The following is a 15515-nucleotide window of genomic DNA, read 5'->3' as shown; positions in this document are numbered from 1 at the left end:
CCCCTCCCATGACCGTGGAGATCTCGCGCGCCCACAACCCTCTGCGCGATCCCGACGACCGTCGTATGAACCGCATCGCGGGGCCGAGCGCCCTGGTGATCTTCGGTGTCACCGGCGACCTGTCGCGCAAGAAGCTCATGCCCGCCGTGTACGACCTCGCCAACCGCGGATTGCTGCCCCCGGGGTTCGCCCTCGTCGGGTTCGCCCGACGCGACTGGGAGGACCAGGACTTCGCCGAGGTCGTGCACTCCGCGGTGAAGCAGTACGCCCGCACGCCGTTCCGGGAGGAGACGTGGAAGCAGCTCCTTCAGGGCATCCGCTTCGTCTCGGGCGAGTTCGGCGACGCCGACGCGTTCAGCCGGTTGCGCGAGACCGTCGAGAAGCTCGACGTGGATCGCGGGACGATGGGCAATCACGCGTTCTACCTGTCGATCCCGCCGAAGGACTTCCCCATCGTCGCGAAGCAGCTGAAGGACTCGGGCCTGGTCGACGAGCACGCCGACGCCGACACCTGGCGGCGCGTGGTCATCGAGAAGCCGTTCGGCAGCGACCTGAAGACGGCACGCGAGCTGAACGCCGCGCTCGAAGTGGCCTTCCCGGCTGATTCGATCTTCCGCATCGACCACTACCTCGGCAAAGAGACGGTGCAGAACATCCTCGCCCTTCGCTTCGCGAACGAGATGTTCGAGCCGATCTGGAACGCGAACTACGTCGACCACGTGCAGATCACGATGGCCGAGGACATCGGCGTCGGCGGGCGTGCCGGTTACTACGACGGCATCGGTGCAGCGCGCGACGTCATCCAGAACCACCTGCTGCAGCTCCTCGCGCTGACGGCGATGGAGGAGCCCATCTCCATGGAGGCCAACCACCTTCGTGCCGAGAAGGAGAAGGTCCTGGCGGCCGTCCAGCTGCCCGACGATCTGTCGACGGCGACCGCTCGCGGTCAGTACGCCGGCGGTTGGCAGGGTGGCGAAGAGGTGACCGGCTTCCTCGCCGAAGACGGCATGAACCCGGAGTCCACGACCGAGACGTACGCGGCCATCAAGGTCGACATCGCCACACGGCGGTGGGCGGGCGTGCCGTTCTACCTGCGGACGGGCAAGCGTCTCGGCCGGCGCGTCACCGAGATCGCCGTCGTGTTCAAGCGTGCGCCGCAGCATCTGTTCCTGCGCAACCAGACGACCGAGCTCGGGCAGAACGCCCTCGTCATCCGGGTTCAGCCGGATGAGGGCGTCACGATCCGTTTCGGGTCGAAGGTCCCGGGCGCCGCCACGGAGGTTCGCGACGTCACGATGGACTTCGGCTACGGCCACGCGTTCACCGAGTCGAGCCCAGAGGCGTACGAACGCCTGATCCTGGATGTCCTCCTCGGAGACCCGCCGCTGTTCCCGCGCCACGAAGAGGTCGAGCTGTCGTGGCGGATCCTCGACCCCGTGGAGGAGTTCTGGGCGAAGCAGGGCGGCCCGCTCGAACAGTACGCCCCGGGCTCCTGGGGTCCCACTTCCGCAGATGAGCTGCTGGCCCGCGACGGCCGCGTCTGGAGGCGTCCATGATCGTCGATCTGCCCGACACGACCGTGTCGAAGATCGCCCGCGAACTCGTCAACGTGCGAGAGGAGGGCGGCGCGGTCGCCCTCGGCCGCGTGCTCACACTGGTCATCGCGACCTCGCACGGACTCGAAGAAGACGCGATCGAGGCCGCGAACGACGCGTCCCGCGAGCATCCCATGCGCGTGATCGTGCTGATCACCAACCCGGATGGCGAGTCGAAGCTCGACGCGCAGATCCGGGTGGGCGGCGACGCCGGCGCGAGCGAGGTCATCGTCCTGCGCGCCAGCGGCGGAGCAGCAAGCAACGACGAGGCCCTCATCACGGGCCTGCTGCTTCCTGATGCCCCCGTCGTGGCATGGTGGCCCGATCACCCGCCGGCAGACCCGTCGCAGTCCCCCATCGGCCGCATCGCGCAGCGCCGCATCACGGATGCTGCCACCCTTCCCTACGACAGCGGACGACTCGCCGCTCTCGGTGCAGGCTACGCGCCCGGCGACACCGATCTCGCCTGGACCCGTCTGACGCACTGGCGCGAGCAGCTCGCCGCCGTGCTGGATCAGCCGCCCTACGACGCCGTGACCGAGGTCGAGGTCATCGGAAGCGGCAGCTCCCCGTCGACGGGCCTGCTCGCCGCGTGGCTGTGCCTGATGCTCGATGTTACGGTGAACTGGCAATATGCCCCTCGCGAGGAATGGGAGCACGGCATCCGCAGCGTGCGCCTGAAGCGCCCGAGCGGCGACGTCCTGCTCGAGCGGACGTCGACGGTCGACGCCACCCTGACCCAGCCCGGCCAGCCGTCGCACGACCTCGTCCTCCCCCGCCGCACGCTCCGCGAGTGCCTCGCCGAAGAGCTACGGCGTCTCGGACCCGATGTCCTGTACGGCCGTGTCATCACCGACGGCTGGGCGCAGCTGCACCGCTCACCGGCAGGAGACGCCTGAGATGCCCACCGCCGAGAAACGCGTCGTCATCAGCCCCGACGTCGACACCCTCACGGGCTCCATCGCATCGCGCTTTCTCGATCGCGTGGCGAAGTGGGGTGCGGACGGGAGAACCGTCAACGTCGGACTCGCCGGCGGCGGGATCATCGGCGATGTGCTCGAACGGCTGGGGGCCCACACCGATCGCGACAGCGTCGATTGGTCACGCGTCCACTTCTGGTGGGTCGACGAACGTTTCGTGCCGCGCGAGAGCGATGACCGGAACGAGGCGATCGCTCGCCGGGCATTCCTCGACACGATCGCCGTCCCCGCGGAGAACGTGCATCCGATCGCCGCGTCCGACGAGGTGCCGGATGCCGAAGCTGCCGCGACCGCCTACGCGGCGGAACTCGCCGCTGCGGGAGCGGACGACGTCGCCTGGCCCGTCTTCGACATCTGCTTCCTCGGCGTCGGTCCCGACGGTCACATCGCGTCGCTGTTCCCCGACCGCGGCGAGATCCGGATCACCGACAGCGCGGTCGCAGCCGTCCACGAGTCGCCGAAGCCGCCGTCTGACCGCGTGACCCTGACTCGTCCCGTGATCAACGCGTCCAAGCGCGTCTGGATGGTGCTGGCCGGGCCCGACAAGTCGGCGGCACTGGGCCTCGCCCTCGCCGGTGCGAGCTATCACAGTGTCCCCGCGGCCGGGGCGAAGGGCACCCGCCGGACGATCCTGTTCACCGACGAGGCGACGGCGTCGCAGGTGCCGCCGGAGCTCATCGACGACCAGTACTGACACCGTCGACGACACGAACGAAGAGAGCGGATGCCGTGGCATCCGCTCTCTTCGTTCGTCGCGACGGTGTCGCGTCAGTTGAGTCCGCGGCGCTCGCGAAGCTGCTGCAGCGCCTCGTCGAGGAGCTGCTCGGCTTCCTCGTCGGTGCGCCGCTCCTTCACGTAGGCGAGGTGGGTCTTGTAGGGCTCGGTCTTGGCGACAGCGGGCGGATTCGCCTTGTCGCGGCCGGCCGGCAGCCCCGAATGGGGCGAGTCGATCGTTTCGGGGATCTCGTCGTCGGCGATACCGGCGGCGAAGTAGCGCACGGTCTCGTTGCCGAGGGCGTCCCAGTACGAGATCGCCACGCGATCAGCGTGGTGACCGTGGTCCTGCTCGCCCATGGGGCCGGCGCCGACACGGGTGCCGCGGATCGCGTTGCCTCCGGTGGCCATCAGAGCACCGTGAACTTCGTGATGAGCCCGAGGGCGACGATCGAGAGGAACCAGGCCAGGGCGAGGACGATCGTGAACCGGTTGAGGTTGCGCTCGGCGAGGCCCGATGAGCCCATCGCGGAACTCATCCCGCCGCCGAACATGTCGGACAGGCCGCCGCCACGCCCCTTGTGGAGCAGGATCAGCAACGTCAGGAGCAGGCTGGTGATGCCCAGAAGCACCTGCAGCACGAACTCGAGGATCTGCACGGTGGTCGTCACCTTTCCGGCGATCGTTCCGATCGCACGAGGGTCAAGTATATCCAGCACCTGCGCGGATACGCGTACGGCCCGGCGACCTGTAGTTGGTCGCCGGGCCGTACGACGTCACACGCCGACGTGCTTCTGGTAGCGGATGATCGCTGCGAACTCGTCTGCGACGAGGCTCGCGCCTCCGACGAGGGCACCGTCGACATCGGGCTCGCGCATGAAGCCGGCGATGTTCCCCGACTTCACCGATCCGCCGTAGAGGATGCGGGTGCGCGCGGCGGCGTCCGCGCCGAGCACCGATCCGACGACCTCGCGGAGCTTCGCGCACACGTCCTGCGCCTGCTGCGGCGTCGCGGCCTGGCCCGAGCCGATCGCCCAGACCGGCTCGTACGCCACGACGATGTCGGCATCCGCCGCCACGCCAGCGAGAGCGGTCTCGAGCTGCGCCACCGGAACAGCCGATGCGCCGTGCTTCTCGAGGTCTTCCGCGGTCTCGCCCACGCAGATCACGGGAGCGAGTCCGTGACGCAGGGCCGCCTGCACCTTGGCCGCGACGACCTCGTCGGTCTCCGCGTGGTACTCGCGCCGCTCGGAGTGACCGATGATCACGTAGCGGCAGTCGAGCTGCTTGAGGAACGCTCCCGAGATCTCACCGGTGTACGCGCCGGAGTCCTTCGTCGAGAGGTCCTGGGCGCCGAGGGCGAACGCGATCTTGTCGGCGTCGAGCAGGGTCTGCACCGTGCGCAGGTCGGTGAACGGCGGGAAGACCGCCACCTCGACGGAGTCGTCCTCGTGCTTGGCGTCCTTCAGCGTCCAGTGCAGCTTCTGCACGAACGCCACCGCCTGCAGGTGGTCGAGGTTCATCTTCCAGTTGCCCGCGATGAGGGGCATACGATTCATGCCCATCCGAGCACCTCCAGACCGGGCAGCTTCTTGCCCTCCAGGAACTCCAGCGACGCGCCGCCGCCGGTCGAGATGTGACCGAACGACGAGTCGGAGAACCCGAGCTGACGCACCGCGGCCGCGGAATCTCCGCCGCCGACGACGGACAGGCCGTCGACCTCGGTGAGCGCCTGAGCGACCGTGCGCGTACCCGCGGCGAACGCCGGCATCTCGAACACGCCCATCGGACCGTTCCAGAACACCGTGCGCGAGCTGCGGATGGCTTCGGCGAACAGCTCCGCCGTCTTCGGCCCGATGTCGAGGCCCATGCCGTCGGCGCCGAACGCGGTGTCCTCCAGCGCATCAGCCGCGGCCACCACGTGGTCGGCATCCGCGGCGAACCCGGAGGCCATCACTGCGTCGACGGGGAGCACGAGCTCGACGCCGCGCTCCTTCGCCGTGGCGATGTAGCCCTTCACCGTCTCGAGCTGGTCGCTCTCGAGGAGGCTCTTTCCGACCTTGTCTCCCAGCGCGGCCAGGAACGTGAACAGCATGCCCCCGCCGACGAGGATCTTGTCGGCGCGCGGCAGAAGGTGCTCGATGACACCCAGCTTGTCGCTGACCTTCGACCCGCCGAGCACGACCGCGTACGGACGCTCCGGGTTCTCGGTGAGGCGGTCGAGGACGTCGACCTCCTTCTCGATGAGGAAACCGGCGGCCGACGGAAGGATCTCCGCGAGCTCGTAGACCGAGGCCTGCTTGCGGTGCACGACACCGAAGCCGTCGGAGACGAGCACGTCGCCGAGGGCGGCGAGCTGCTCGGCGAAGGCGCGACGCTCGGTCTCGTCCTTCGACGTCTCACCCGCGTTGAAGCGGAGGTTCTCGATCACCGCGACGTCGCCGTCGCCGAGCGACGAGACGACCTGCTGCGCCGACTCGCCCACCGTGTCGCCGGCGAAGGCGACGGGCTTGCCGAGCAGCTCGGACAGACGCTGCGCGACGGGTTCGAGCGAGTACTTGGGGTCGGGGGAACCGTCGGGGCGGCCCAGGTGCGAGCACGCGATGACGCGAGCTCCCTGGCCGATGAGGTGGTCGATGGTGGGCAATGCCGCACGCACGCGGCCATCGTCCGTGATGACTCCGTCCTTCAGGGGGACGTTGAAGTCAACACGGACGATGACGCGCTTTCCTGCGAGCGGGCCCAGCGAATCGAGGGTTCGCAGAGCCATGGTCGTCAGAGCTTGCTGGCGACGAGCTCGGTGAGGTCGACGAGGCGGTTAGAGTAGCCCCACTCGTTGTCGTACCAGCCGACGACCTTGACCTGGTTGCCGATGACGCGGGTCAGGCCGGCGTCGAAGATGCAGGAGTGGTCGTCGGTGACGATGTCGCTCGAGACGATCTCGTCCTCGGTGTACTTCAGGATGCCCTTGAGCGGTCCCTCGGCGGCAGCCTTGTATGCGGCCTTGATCTCTTCGACCGTGACCTCGCGCTCGAGCTCGACCGTGAGGTCGGTGGCCGACCCGGTGGGGACGGGCACGCGGAGAGCGAAGCCGTCGAGCTTGCCCTTCAGCTCGGGGAGGACCAGGCCGATGGCCTTGGCGGCGCCCGTCGAGGTGGGGACGATGTTGAGGGCGGCGGCGCGGGCGCGACGCAGGTCGCTGTGCGGGCCGTCCTGCAGGTTCTGGTCGGCGGTGTACGCGTGGACCGTGGTCATGAGGCCCTTGACGATGCCGAACTCGTCGTTGAGGACCTTGGCCAGCGGCGCGAGGCAGTTGGTCGTGCACGACGCGTTCGAGATGACGTTGTGGTTCTCGGGGTCGTACAGATCCTCGTTGGCGCCGATGACGAACGTGCCATCCTCGCCCTTGGCGGGAGCCGAGATGAGAACCTTCTTGGCGCCGCCCGCGATGTGCTTCTTGGCGTCCTCGGCGTTGGTGAAGCGGCCGGTCGACTCGATGACGATGTCGACGCCCAGCTCGCCCCAGGGGAGGTTGGCGGGGTCGCGCTCTTCGAAGACCTTGATGGTCTTGCCGCCGACCGTGATCGAGTCCTCCGAGTACGTGACCTCGGCGTCCAGACGACCCAGGATCGAGTCGTACTTGAGCAGGTGGGCGAGGGTCTTGTTGTCGGTGAGGTCGTTCACCGCCACGATCTCGAGGTCCGCGCCCTGAGCGAGGGCGGCGCGGAGGTAGTTGCGTCCGATGCGGCCGAAGCCGTTGATGCCGATCTTGACAGACACGATGTCTCCCGTTTCTTGTCGCGCCGGAAAAGCCCGTGCTGGCTGACCGAAACGCGATCTGGTGAAAAAGAAGAGGATGCCGGGTTCGGCTCCCGTTGCCGGGAGGAGCCCGGCATCCTCACCTGTTTATGACCCTACTACGCGAGTAGGCCGGCCGTCTTCTCCCGAGCCGTCACAAAGCGCTCGGCGACGTTCTGCCAGTTGGCGATGTTCCACGCGGCCTTGACGTAGTCCGCCTTGACGTTGAGGTAGTCGAGGTAGAAGGCGTGCTCCCACATGTCGAGCTGGAAAATGGGGACGGTTCCCTGTGCGGTGTTCGACTGCTGGTCGAACAGCTGCTGGATGATCAGCTGGGCGCCGATCGGGTCCCAGCTGAGCACGGCCCAGCCGGAGCCCTGGATGCCTGTGGCTGCGGCGGTGAAGTGGGCCTGGAACTTGTCGAAGCCGCCGAAGAACTCGTCGATCGCCGCGCGAAGCTCGCCCTCGGGCTCGCCGCCGCCCTCGGGCGACAGGTTCGTCCAGAAGATGGAGTGGTTGACGTGTCCGCCGAGGTTGAACGCGAGGTCCTTCTCGAGCTTGTTCACGTTGGCGAGGTTGCCGGTCTCGCGAGCCTCCGCGAGCTGCTCGAGGGCGGTGTTCGCGCCCGTCACGTAAGCCTGGTGATGCTTGGAGTGGTGGAGCTCCATGATCTTGCCGCTGATGTGCGGCTCGAGGGCCGCGTAATCGTATGGGAGCTCGGGAAGGGTGTACTTCGGCATTCTCTATCTCCTGTCAGCACCGCGCAGCGCGCGGCTCGTGCTGTCGAAGGCGCGCGACCGCGCACCTCGTGGACGTTTTCATCCTATTGAGGGGCAACGCTTTGCACACCCCGTTGCTTCCCGTTCGGAATGCGGTGTAACGCGGCGGCGACCGGTCAGTCGGAAAGACCTGCGGGGACCGCCGACTCGGTGTCGGGCAACCCTTCGGCGGCGGCCTTCTTGTCGGCCATGGCGAGAAGGCGCCGGATGCGCCCCGCGACCGCGTCCTTGGTGAGCGGCGGGTCGGCGTGGTGGCCGAGCTCGTCCAGGCTCGCGTCGCGGTGCGCCAGACGCAGATCACCCGCCTGCTTGAGGTGGTCCGGCACCTCGTCGCCCAAAATCTCGAGAGCGCGCTCGACTCGCGCGCAGGCTGCGACGGCGGCCTGCGCGGAGCGGCGCAGGTTCGCGTCGTCGAAGTTGACGAGACGGTTCACGCCGGCGCGCACCTCGCGACGCTGGCGCATCTGATCCCAAGTGTCCGCTGTGCGGGTGGCGCCCATCTCGGCGAGCGTCTGACGGATGGCTTCGCCGTCGCGGACGACCACGCGCGGGATCCCGCGGACCTCGCGCGCCTTCGCTGCGATACCCAGGCGGTGAGCCGCACCGACGAGCGCCATGGCGGCCTCCGGCGACGGGCACGAGATCTCGAGGGCGGCCGAACGGCCGGGGTCCGAGAGTGATCCGGCGGCGAGGAAGGCACCGCGCCACAGCGCGGCCAGGTCGGGACGGGATCCGGTGGTCAGGCGGTTGGGGAGCCCGCGCACCGGTCGGCGCCTCTGGTCGAGAAGGCCGGTCTGGCGCGCCAGGGTCTCACCGCCCTCACGGACGCGGACCGCGAACGTCGCACCATCGCGTCCGCCGGAGGCTTGGATGCGCGCCAGCTCGGGGCGTACGCCGTAGATCTCGACGAGCTCTCGGGCCACGCGGCGCGCGAGGATCTCGGAGTCGACCTCGGCCTCGACGGCAACCCGGCCCGCGATCGAGTGCAGACCGCCCGCGAAGCGCAGGATCGCGGTCACCTCGGCGACCCGCGCGGCGGGTCGAGGGTCGCGCATCGCAGCCAACTCGGTCTTGACGTCAGCGGTCAGCGGCACGGCGCTCCTTCGGCAGGGGTTCGGGGGACGAAGGAACAGCCTACTCGCGACCGAGGTCGCGGTGTTTTAGTCGCACCGCCACACCCGGGAGCCCGGACAGCCGCTGAGCCAGCTCGCGCGCGGTCACGACGGAGCGGTGCTTGCCGCCGGTGCAGCCGACAGCAACCACCGAGTGCCGCTTGTTCTCCTCCTGGTAGCCCCGCATGACCGGGGCGAGGGCAGCGGCGTAGGCATCGATGAACTCGCGCGCGTTGTCGTGCGAGAGCACTTCGTCACGCACTGCCTCGTCTTCGCCGGTGAGGGCCTTGAGGTCGGGATTCCAGAACGGATTCGGGAGGAAGCGCATGTCCGCGACGAGGTCGGCATCGGGCGGGAGGCCGTACTTGAATCCGAAGCTCATGACGGTGACGGTGTGCCGCGCTGCCCCGTCGTCGGCGAACAGGTCGGCGATGTAGGTCGCAAGCTGGTGGATGTTGTCGCGCGAGGTGTCGACGATGACGTCGGCGCTCTCGCGGATAGGGGCGAGGCGTTCGCGTTCGCGGCGGATTCCGTCGACCAGCGTGCCGTCGCCCTGCAACGGGTGCGGTCGGCGCACCGACTCGAATCGGCGCACGAGCACCTCGTCGGCCGCGTCCAGAAAAAGGATCCGCAGAGCCCGCCCGTGCCGCAACGCCCGCGTGATGTCGGGCAGCGCGGCGAACAGCTCACCGCCGCGCACGTCGACGACCGCGGCGACGCGCGGCAACGCATTGCCCGCGAGCTCGCTGAGCTCCAGGAGCGGGCGCAGCATCTGCGGCGGCAGGTTGTCGACGACATACCAGCCGAGGTCTTCGAGGGCGTTCGCCGCCGTCGTTCGTCCGGCCCCGGACATACCCGTGACGATGAGAATCTCGCCCGCCGGAACCTCGTCGGTCACCGTCACCACCCCTGTCGCTCGCCGACGTCCAGCCTATCCGTCCGCGAGGTGCCGATGGATCGCATCGGCCAAGCGCGGCCCGATGCCCGGTAGCTCCTGGATCTCTTCGGGGGTGGCCTGCTTGAGCTTCGACACCGAGCCGAAATGGCGTAGCAGCGCCTTGATGCGCGCCGCCCCGAGCCCCGGGACCTCGGAGAGCACCGATGCGATGTCGCGTTTGCGGCGCTTGCGCTGATGGACGATCGCGAAGCGATGCGCCTCGTCGCGAAGACGCTGCAGCAGGTAGAGCGACTCGGATGTGCGCGGCAGGATCACGGGGTACTCCTCCCCCGGCAGCCAGATCTCCTCGAGACGCTTCGCGATGCCGCAGAGCGCGATCTCGGTGTGGCCGGCGTCCGCGAGCGCGCGAGCCGCGGCCTCCACCTGTGGCTTGCCGCCGTCGACGACCAGCAGCTGCGGGCGGTAGGCGAACCGGGGCCGCTTGCGTGCTGTGACGACCTCGCCGTCTGCGGTCGCGTCGGGCATGGGCTCGTCGTCCTCATCGGGTCGGTCGAGGTAGGCGAGGCGACGCGTGAGCACCTGGTACATCGAGTCGGTGTCATCCGTCGTCTCGTTGACACCGAAGATGCGGTACTGGTCTTTCCGGGGCAGCCCGTCCTCGAAGACGACCAGCGAGGCGACCACGTTGGTGCCCGACAGGTGGGAGACGTCGTAGCACTCGATCCGCAACGGAGCCTCGTCGAGACCGAGGGCTTCCTGCAGATCGGTCAGCGCTTGACTGCGCGCGACGTAGTCGCTCGTGCGGCGCGTCTTATGGAGCATCAGGGCCTGCTGGGCGTTGATGCTCGCGGTCTTCATCAGGTCGGCCTTGCGCCCGCGCTGCGCGACCTGGATCGTCACACGCTTGCCACGGCGCGTCTGGAGCCACTGCTCCAGCTCTCCTGCGTCGCCGGGCAGTGTCGGGACGAAGACGTGGCGTGGGATGTCGGCGGCGGCAGCATCCCCATATGTGCGCTGGAGCACCTGATCGACCAGATCGGCGCCCGAGATGTCGATCTCCTTCTCGATCGTCGTCGCGCGGACACCGCGGATACGGCCGCCGCGCACGACGAAGTGCTGGACGGCAGCGGCCAGCTCGTCCTCGGCGATACCGAAGAGGTCGGCATCCATGTCGTCGTCGAGCACGAGCGCGCTCTTGTTGAGGACGGCATCGATCGCCTGCAGCTTGTCGCGGTACACGGCGGCAGACTCGTAGTCCATCGCCGCGGCGGCCTCGCGCATGCGCGCGGTCAGGTCTCGAGCGAAACGCTGGTCACCGCCCGACATGAACGCCACGAAATCGTCGACCATCGCCCGGTGCTCCTCGATGGTGACCTTCATCGAGCACGGACCGCCGCAGCGGCCGATCTGACCGGGGAAGCAAGGACGCCCCGAGGCCATCGCCTTCTTGTAGGACGAATCGCTGCACGTGCGGATCGGGAAGACCTTGATCATCAGGTCGATCGTCTCGTGCACCGCCCAGACCTTGGGATAGGGGCCGAAGTACTTCGCGCCGGGAATCCGCCGGTTTCGGGTGACGATGACCCGCGGCGCTTCGTCGGCGAGGGTGATCGCCATGAACGGGTACGACTTGTCGTCGCGGTAGCGGACGTTGAACGGCGGATCGAACTCTTTGATCCACATGTACTCCAGCTGGAGCGAATCGACGTCGGTCGCCACCACCGTCCACTCGACCGATGCCGCCGTCGTGACCATGCGGCGGGTGCGTTCGTGCAGGGTGTGGAGCGGCGCGAAGTAGTTCGACAGGCGCGCCCGCAGGTTCTTCGCCTTGCCGACGTACAGCACCCGCCCTTCCGCATCGCGGAAACGGTAGACGCCGGGGTCGGTGGGGATCTCGCCCGCTTTGGGTCGGTACGGGAGGACGTTCGCCACGTCAGCCCGCCTTGCGCGCCGCCGGGGCCCCCAGGATCTCGGCGAGGAACTGTCCGGTGTGGCTCTCGGCGACCCCCGCGACCTGTTCGGGTGTGCCGGTGGCAACGATCGTCCCGCCGCCGGCTCCGCCCTCGGGGCCGAGGTCGATGATCCAGTCGGACGCCTTGATCACATCGAGGTTGTGCTCGATCGTGATGACGGTGTTCCCCTTGTCGACGAGCCCGTTGAGGACCTCGAGGAGCTTGCGGACGTCTTCGAAGTGCAGACCGGTCGTGGGCTCGTCGAGCACGTAGATGCTGCGGCCGTTCGAGCGGCGCTGCAGTTCCGTCGCGAGCTTGACACGCTGCGCCTCGCCGCCGGACAGCGTCGTGGCGGACTGGCCGAGCCGGACGTAACCGAGCCCGACGTCGACGAGCGTCTTCAGGTAACGGTGGATCGCTTGGATCGGCTCGAAGAACTCCGCCGCTTCCGAGATCGGCATCTCGAGGACCTCGGCGATGTTCTTGCCCTTGTAGTGGACGGCGAGAGTGTCGCGGTTGTAGCGCTTGCCGTGACACACCTCGCAGTCGACGTAGACGTCGGGCAGGAAGTTCATCTCGATCTTGAGCGTGCCGTCGCCCGAGCACGCCTCGCAGCGACCACCCTTGACGTTGAACGAGAAGCGGCCGGGCAGGTAGCCGCGGACTTTCGCCTCGGGCGTCTCACTGAACAGCGTCCGGATGCGGTCGAAGACGCCGGTGTAGGTGGCCGGGTTCGATCGCGGCGTGCGACCGATCGGCGCCTGGTCGACGTGGACGACCTTATCGAGGTTGTCGAGCCCGGTCACACGGGTGTGCTTGCCCGCGACGCGGCGCGCACCGTTCAGGCGTGTCGCCAGCACCTCGTAGAGGATGCCGTTGACGAGGGTCGATTTGCCCGACCCGCTCACGCCCGTCACCGAGGTGAGCACGCCGAGGGGGAACTCCGCCGTGACGTTCTTCAGGTTGTTGGCACGGGCACCCACGACCGTCAGCATCCGCTTCTTGTCGATCTTGCGGCGCTTGGTGGGCGTCTCGAGCGAGCGACGCCCCGACAGATAGTCGCCGGTCATGGAGTTCTCGTCGGCGAGCAGCGCGTCGTAGGGGCCGGAGTGAACGACGTTTCCGCCCTCGACGCCGGCACGCGGCCCGATGTCGACGACCCAGTCGGCGGCGGCGATCGTCTCTTCGTCGTGTTCGACGACGATCAGCGTGTTGCCCAGGCTCTTCAGCTTGACGAGTGTGTCGATGAGACGCCGGTTGTCGCGCTGGTGGAGTCCGATCGAGGGCTCGTCGAGGACGTAGAGAACACCCGTGAGTCCCGACCCGATCTGCGTCGCCAGGCGGATTCGCTGCGCCTCGCCACCCGAGAGCGAGCCGGCCGCCCGGCCCAGGCTGAGGTAGTTCAACCCGACCTCGATGAGGAAGTCGAGCCGGGCGCGGATCTCTCGCAGCACCGCCGCGGCGATCTTGGCCTCGCGATCGGTGAGCTCGAGGTGGTTGAAGTACGTCTGGGCCTCGGCGAGGCTCAGACGCGCGACATCGGCGATGGAGCGCTCGTGGACGAGGACGGCGAGCACCTCCGGCTTGAGCCGGTCGCCGTCGCACGCCGGGCACGGAACCTCGCGCAGGTACTCGGCCCAGCGCTGACGCTGCGTGTCGGTCTCGGCCTGGAGGTACTGGCGCTCGATGTACGGGATGACGCCTTCGAAGCCGGAGGCGTAGCGCATCTCACGTCCATAGCGGTTCTTCCACTTGACCGTGACTTTGTAGTTCTCGCCGCGCAGCACAGCGTCCTGGACATCCTCGGGCAGGTCACGCCAGGGCGTCTTCAACGAGAACTTCAGGTCGGCCGCGAGCCCCTCGAGGAGTCGCTCGTAGTACTGGAAGAGTCCCTTGCCCTGAGTCGTCCACGGCAGCAGGACGCCCTCGGCGATCGAGAGCTCCTCGTCGCCCAGCATGAGCTCGGCGTCGACCGACATCCGGGTACCGAGGCCCGAGCACGTCGGGCATGCGCCGAACGGCGCGTTGAACGAGAAGGTGCGCGGCTCGATCTCGGTGAGCTGCAGTGCGTGCCCATTGGGGCAGGCGAGCTTCTCGCTGAAGCTCTGCCACGCGGCATCGCCTTCTTCGTCGACGAAGTTGATCTTGATCACACCGCCGGCGAGGGCGAGCGCCGTCTCGACGGAGTCGGTGACACGGCCGAGCAGATCCGGACCGGCCACGAGGCGGTCGACGACCACCGCGATGTCGTGCTTGTAGCTCTTCTTCAGCGTCGGCGGCTCGGCAAGCGAGACCACGTCGCCGTCGACGACGGCACGTGCGTAGCCCTTCGCGCTCAGCTCCTTGAAGAGGTCGACGAACTCGCCCTTCTTCTGCGTCACCACCGGTGCCACCACCTGGTACCGGGTGCGCTCGGGAAGCTCCATGAGTTGATCGGCGATCTGCTGGACCGTCTGACGCTGGATCCGCTCACCGCACTCGGGGCAGTGCGGTACGCCGATGCGTGCCCACAGCAGGCGCATGTAGTCGTGGATCTCGGTGATCGTGCCGACCGTCGAACGCGGGTTGCGGTTCGTCGACTTCTGGTCGATCGACACCGCTGGGCTGAGCCCCTCGATGAAGTCGACGTCGGGGCGATCGACCTGCCCGAGGAACTGCCGGGCGTAAGCGCTCAGCGATTCGACGTAGCGGCGCTGGCCCTCGGCGAAGATCGTGTCGAAGGCGAGACTCGACTTGCCCGAGCCGGACAGGCCGGTGAAGACGACGAGACTGTCGCGCGGGATGTCGAGGTCCACGTCCTTGAGGTTGTGGACGCGGGCTCCGCGGACGCTGAGTTTCGATGAGGAAGCGACGGGGACGATGGGCACCGCACAAGTCTAGGTGGGGCCTCCGACACCGGCTCCGAGGTTCGCCCTGGGCTCACTCGTGCGGTAGATGCGACTACTGCCGCGGCATCCGTCGGCCGGCGAACGGCTGCAGCCCATCGCGCAGCGCCGTCACGTCGTCGACCGTCATGCCGACCGCCGCCATGACCTGGTCGGGCACGTGCACGGCATCGGCGCGCAGCGCGCGGCCGTCGGCCGTGAGTCCGATCTCGAGAACGCGCTCGTCGCCTTGACGACGCGTGCGCGTCACCAGCCCTTGGCTCTCGAGGCGCTTGACGAGCGGAGACAGCGTGGCCGGCTCCATCGCGAGATCCGATGCCAGCTCCCCCAGCGCCTGCGGTGACGCTTCCCACAGCGCGAGCATGACCAGGTACTGCGGATGGGTCAGGCCGAGCGGCTCGAGGATCGGCCGATAGATGGCCACGACGTTCCGGGCGGCGGTCACCAGCGCGAAGCAGAGCTGGTTGTCGAGCTTCAACATGTCGTCAGCGGAGTCCACGCTCGTATCCTATATGCCCTAATCGTTAGTACACTGATGATCATGACCGAGCACGACCGTCGCCCTCCCCTTCGCACGCGCGTCCGCGAGGCGGGCGGCTGGTACGCCTATCTCAACTCGCGCCTCATCCGCGCAGCCGGCCCCGCGTCGGTCGGGCCCTACGAGACCGAGCCCGAACCCGAACGCACGGGGCGTGCGTGCCCGTTGTGCGGCCACCCCATGACCGAACACGACGTCGACCGCACCGGACCGAAGCCGCTGCTGCACTGCCCGCGCTGAGCGAGCGCGTCGGTCGGCGCACGA

Annotated in this window: 15 protein-coding genes; 4 read left to right on the top strand and 11 right to left on the bottom strand. The window is 68.0% G+C overall.

All coding sequences use genetic code 11. The annotated features are described in order from the left end of the window. Window positions 1-8 precede the first annotated feature (8 nt). From zwf to pgl, 3 genes are read left to right on the top strand one after another with little or no spacing between them, the layout of a single operon-like run. Entirely contained in the window at window positions 9-1556 is a 1548-nt protein-coding gene (zwf, locus tag QUC20_RS06120; RefSeq protein WP_120262931.1) for a glucose-6-phosphate dehydrogenase, read from the top strand. Then, window positions 1553-2494: a glucose-6-phosphate dehydrogenase assembly protein OpcA gene (locus QUC20_RS06115; protein ID WP_289331251.1), complete on the top strand. Its 942-nt coding sequence runs from the start codon at window positions 1553-1555 to the stop codon at window positions 2492-2494. Before zwf ends, QUC20_RS06115 begins: the two co-directional genes overlap by 4 nt. A gap of 1 nt (window position 2495) precedes the next feature. Then, window positions 2496-3269 carry a 6-phosphogluconolactonase gene (pgl, locus tag QUC20_RS06110; RefSeq protein WP_120262933.1) on the top strand — a complete coding sequence of 258 codons (774 nt, stop codon included), beginning with the start codon at window positions 2496-2498 and terminating at the stop codon, window positions 3267-3269. Between the two features lie 74 nt (window positions 3270-3343). On the opposite strand, the gene QUC20_RS06105 is transcribed toward pgl, so the two are convergent. The 11 genes from QUC20_RS06105 to QUC20_RS06055 form a co-directional block, all read right to left on the bottom strand. Then, complete coding sequence (locus QUC20_RS06105; RefSeq protein ID WP_120262934.1) at window positions 3344-3700, bottom strand: RNA polymerase-binding protein RbpA; 357 nt, start codon at window positions 3698-3700, stop codon at window positions 3344-3346. Beyond that, entirely contained in the window at window positions 3700-3948 is a 249-nt protein-coding gene (gene secG, locus QUC20_RS06100; RefSeq protein ID WP_036304945.1) for a preprotein translocase subunit SecG, read from the bottom strand. Before secG ends, QUC20_RS06105 begins: the two co-directional genes overlap by 1 nt. 117 nt (window positions 3949-4065) lie before the next feature. Further along, entirely contained in the window at window positions 4066-4854 is a 789-nt protein-coding gene (gene tpiA, locus QUC20_RS06095) for a triose-phosphate isomerase (RefSeq protein ID WP_120262935.1), read from the bottom strand. Next, a complete protein-coding gene (locus QUC20_RS06090) occupies window positions 4845-6059 on the bottom strand; it encodes a phosphoglycerate kinase (protein WP_289331250.1) in 1215 nt (404 codons plus the stop codon). The genes tpiA and QUC20_RS06090 overlap by 10 nt, the downstream gene beginning before the upstream one ends. Window positions 6060-6064: 5 nt before the next feature. After that, window positions 6065-7069 carry a type I glyceraldehyde-3-phosphate dehydrogenase gene (gene gap, locus QUC20_RS06085; RefSeq protein WP_094261864.1) on the bottom strand — a complete coding sequence of 335 codons (1005 nt, stop codon included), beginning with the start codon at window positions 7067-7069 and terminating at the stop codon, window positions 6065-6067. 137 nt (window positions 7070-7206) lie between these two features. Further along, window positions 7207-7827 carry a superoxide dismutase gene (locus tag QUC20_RS06080; RefSeq protein ID WP_120262937.1) on the bottom strand — a complete coding sequence of 207 codons (621 nt, stop codon included), beginning with the start codon at window positions 7825-7827 and terminating at the stop codon, window positions 7207-7209. A gap of 155 nt (window positions 7828-7982) precedes the next feature. Further along, complete coding sequence (gene whiA / locus QUC20_RS06075; protein WP_023951475.1) at window positions 7983-8960, bottom strand: DNA-binding protein WhiA; 978 nt, start codon at window positions 8958-8960, stop codon at window positions 7983-7985. A 40-nt stretch (window positions 8961-9000) separates the two neighbouring features. Then, on the bottom strand, window positions 9001-9831 hold the full coding sequence (gene rapZ / locus QUC20_RS06070; protein ID WP_289331481.1) for an RNase adapter RapZ: 831 nt from the start codon (window positions 9829-9831) through the stop codon (window positions 9001-9003). 78 nt (window positions 9832-9909) lie between these two features. After that, the gene (uvrC, locus tag QUC20_RS06065; RefSeq protein WP_289331249.1) at window positions 9910-11808 is read right to left on the bottom strand and encodes an excinuclease ABC subunit UvrC; all 1899 of its coding nucleotides are present in this window, start codon (window positions 11806-11808) and stop codon (window positions 9910-9912) included. 1 nt (window position 11809) lies between these two features. Beyond that, complete coding sequence (gene uvrA, locus QUC20_RS06060; protein ID WP_120262939.1) at window positions 11810-14695, bottom strand: excinuclease ABC subunit UvrA; 2886 nt, start codon at window positions 14693-14695, stop codon at window positions 11810-11812. Window positions 14696-14768: 73 nt separating this feature from the next. Continuing rightward, window positions 14769-15194, bottom strand: coding sequence for a MarR family winged helix-turn-helix transcriptional regulator (locus tag QUC20_RS06055; RefSeq protein WP_434543664.1), 426 nt, complete (start codon window positions 15192-15194; stop codon window positions 14769-14771). A 60-nt stretch (window positions 15195-15254) separates the two neighbouring features. Here QUC20_RS06055 and QUC20_RS06050 point away from each other — a divergent pair, with 60 nt between their 5' ends. Further along, complete coding sequence (locus QUC20_RS06050) at window positions 15255-15491, top strand: hypothetical protein (protein WP_396652150.1); 237 nt, start codon at window positions 15255-15257, stop codon at window positions 15489-15491. The last annotated feature ends 24 nt before the right edge of the window (window positions 15492-15515 follow it).

It is taken from the genome of Microbacterium arborescens (assembly GCF_030369635.1).
GTDB lineage: Bacteria > Actinomycetota > Actinomycetes > Actinomycetales > Microbacteriaceae > Microbacterium.
This window is presented reverse-complemented; position numbering and strand designations above follow the sequence as displayed.

What these genes read in the sequence shown, in the direction of transcription:
- tpiA (WP_120262935.1), bottom strand. Translation starts at nt 4,854, where the DNA reads ATGGGCATGAATCGTATGCCCCTCATCGCGGGCAACTGGAAGATGAAC.
- QUC20_RS06055 (WP_434543664.1), bottom strand. Translation starts at nt 15,194, where the DNA reads ATGTTGAAGCTCGACAACCAGCTCTGCTTCGCGCTGGTGACCGCCGCC.
- rapZ (WP_289331481.1), bottom strand. Translation starts at nt 9,831, where the DNA reads ATGTCCGGGGCCGGACGAACGACGGCGGCGAACGCCCTCGAAGACCTC.
- zwf (WP_120262931.1), top strand. Translation starts at nt 9, where the DNA reads ATGACCGTGGAGATCTCGCGCGCCCACAACCCTCTGCGCGATCCCGAC.
- QUC20_RS06080 (WP_120262937.1), bottom strand. Translation starts at nt 7,827, where the DNA reads ATGCCGAAGTACACCCTTCCCGAGCTCCCATACGATTACGCGGCCCTC.
- QUC20_RS06115 (WP_289331251.1), top strand. Translation starts at nt 1,553, where the DNA reads ATGATCGTCGATCTGCCCGACACGACCGTGTCGAAGATCGCCCGCGAA.
- QUC20_RS06050 (WP_396652150.1), top strand. Translation starts at nt 15,255, where the DNA reads ATGACCGAGCACGACCGTCGCCCTCCCCTTCGCACGCGCGTCCGCGAG.
- QUC20_RS06090 (WP_289331250.1), bottom strand. Translation starts at nt 6,059, where the DNA reads ATGGCTCTGCGAACCCTCGATTCGCTGGGCCCGCTCGCAGGAAAGCGC.
- QUC20_RS06105 (WP_120262934.1), bottom strand. Translation starts at nt 3,700, where the DNA reads ATGGCCACCGGAGGCAACGCGATCCGCGGCACCCGTGTCGGCGCCGGC.
- pgl (WP_120262933.1), top strand. Translation starts at nt 2,496, where the DNA reads ATGCCCACCGCCGAGAAACGCGTCGTCATCAGCCCCGACGTCGACACC.